The organism is Pseudomonas sp. ES3-33 (genome assembly GCF_000952175.1).
GTDB lineage: Bacteria > Pseudomonadota > Gammaproteobacteria > Pseudomonadales > Pseudomonadaceae > Aquipseudomonas > Aquipseudomonas gregormendelii.
This window is the reverse complement of sequence record NZ_JZRI01000048.1, coordinates 1-1,965: the sequence shown is the minus strand read 5'-3', so window position 1 is coordinate 1,965 and position 1,965 is coordinate 1. Positions and strand designations below refer to the sequence as shown.

General features: G+C 61.8%; 1 protein-coding gene. It reads left to right on the top strand.

All coding sequences use genetic code 11. The features are described 5' to 3' along the window. Window positions 1-1,965, top strand: a 1,965-nt coding sequence (locus UB23_RS07990) for a beta strand repeat-containing protein (RefSeq protein WP_045058806.1), incomplete at both ends; no start/stop codon positions are given.

Sequence of the window (1,965 nt, the reverse complement as noted above, 5' to 3'; positions counted from 1 at the left end):
CGACCCTGAACATCAGCGTCACCCCGGTCGATGACAGCTTCACCGATGCCAGCGAAAGGGTGTCCACCCTTGAAGACACTGCCGTTACCGGCAGCGTCCTCACGGGTACCTCGAGCGTCGACGGCCCTGTCAGCGTGCTCAACTTCACCATCGGTGCGAACACCTACACCGCTGGCAGCACGGCGACCATCGCCAATGTCGGCACCTTGGTGATCGGCGCGAACGGGGCGTACACCTTTACTCCAGCCGCCAACTACAACGGCAGCGTGCCGGTGGTCAGCTACACCGTCACTGACGGCTCCGGTAGCAATGTCACTTCGACCCTGAACATCAGCGTCACCCCGGTCGATGACAGCTTCACCGATGCCAGCGAAAGGGTGTCCACCCTTGAAGACACTGCCGTTACCGGCAGCGTCCTCACGGGTACCTCGAGCGTCGACGGCGACGTGACCGTGGTCAACTTCGCCATTGGTACGAACACCTACACAGCTGGTAGCACCGCGACTATCACCAACGTCGGCACCCTGGTGATCGGCGCGAACGGGGCGTACACCTTTACTCCGGCCGCCAACTACAACGGCAGCGTGCCAGTGGTCAGCTACACCGTCACCGACGGTTCCGGTAGCAATGTCACTTCGACCCTGAACATCAGCGTCACCCCGGTCGATGACAGCTTCACCGATGCCAGCGAAACGGTGTCCACTCTTGAAGACACTGCCGTTACCGGCAGCGTCCTCACGGGTACCTCGAGTGTCGACGGCCCGGTCAGCGTGCTCAACTTCACCATCGGGGCGAACACCTACACCGCCGGCACAACGGCGACCATCGCCAATGTCGGCACCCTGGTGATCGGCGCGAACGGGGCGTACACCTTTACTCCGGCCGCCAACTACAACGGCAGCGTGCCAGTGGTCAGCTACACCGTCACCGACGGTTCCGGTAGCAATGTCACCTCGACCCTGAACATCAGCGTCACCCCGGTCGATGACAGCTTCACCGATGCCAGCGAAAGAGTGTCCACCCTTGAAGACACTGCCGTTACCGGCAGCGTCCTCACGGGTACCTCGAGCGTCGACGGCCCGGTCAGCGTGCTTAACTTCACCATCGGCACGAGTACTTACACCGCCGGCAGTACGGCGACTATCGCCAACGTCGGCACCTTGGTGATCGGCGCGAACGGGGCGTACACCTTTACTCCGACCGCCAACTACAACGGCAGCGTTCCAGTGGTCAGCTACACCGTCACTGACGGTTCCGGTAGCAATGTCACTTCGACCCTGAACATCAGCGTCACACCGGTTGATGACAGCTTCACCGATGCCAGCGAAACCGTGTCCACCCTGGAAGACACCGCCGTTACCGGCAGCGTCCTCACGGGTACCTCGAGCGTCGACGGCAACGTGACCGTGGTCAACTTCACCATCGGCACGAGTACTTACACCGCCGGCAGTACGGCGACTATCGCCAACGTCGGCACCTTAGTGATCGGGGCGAACGGGGCGTACACCTTTACTCCCGCCGCCAACTACAACGGCAGCGTGCCAGTGGTCAGCTACACCGTCACTGACGGTTCCGGTAGCAATGTCACCTCGACCCTGAACATCAGCGTCACCCCGGTCGATGACAGCTTCACCGATGCCAGCGAAAGAGTGTCCACCCTTGAAGACACTGCCGTTACCGGCAGCGTGCTGACCGGGACTTCCAGCGTCGACGGCCCGGTCAGCGTGCTCAACTTCACCATCGGTGCGAACACCTACGCCGCTGGCACAACGGCGACCATCGCCAACGTCGGCACCTTGGTGATCGGAGCCAATGGCGCCTACACCTTCAACCCGGCCGCCAACTACAACGGCAGCGTGCCAGTGGTCAGCTACACCGTCACCGACGGTTCCGGTAGCAATGTCACCTCGACCCTGAACATCAGCGTCACCCCGGTCGATGACAGCTTCACCGATGCCAGCGAAA